Below are 295 nucleotides of genomic sequence, written 5' to 3'. Positions count from 1 at the left end.
GGACATGAAAAAGGCTCCCCCTTCGGGGGAGCTGGCAAAGCCGAAGGCTTTGACTGAGTGGGTTGTTTTTACTTTTGATCCGACACCCGGAACAGCACGAATCCCACAATGAACAGCACGATCAGGCTGCCCACGCCCACATTGGCGCTGCCGGTCAGCTGGCTGCCCACACAGACGCTCATGGGGCCCAGAAAGGACGCGCCCTTGCCGCAGATATCGAACAGACCGAAGTACTCGCCCGATTTTTCCGGCGGGATGATCTTGGCAAAATGGCTCCGGCTCAGCGCCTGGATGC

Annotated in this window: 1 protein-coding gene; it reads right to left on the bottom strand. The window is 59.0% G+C overall.

Annotated features, from left to right (window positions below):
• Nucleotides 1-68: 68 nt before the first annotated feature.
• Nucleotides 69-295: MFS transporter (locus P0G09_RS19475; protein ID WP_275253500.1), on the bottom strand; the 227-nt coding region annotated here is incomplete at its 5' end.

This window comes from Faecalibacterium sp. DFI.5.82 (assembly GCF_029076575.1).
GTDB lineage: Bacteria > Bacillota > Clostridia > Oscillospirales > Ruminococcaceae > Faecalibacterium > Faecalibacterium duncaniae.
This window is presented reverse-complemented; position numbering and strand designations above follow the sequence as displayed.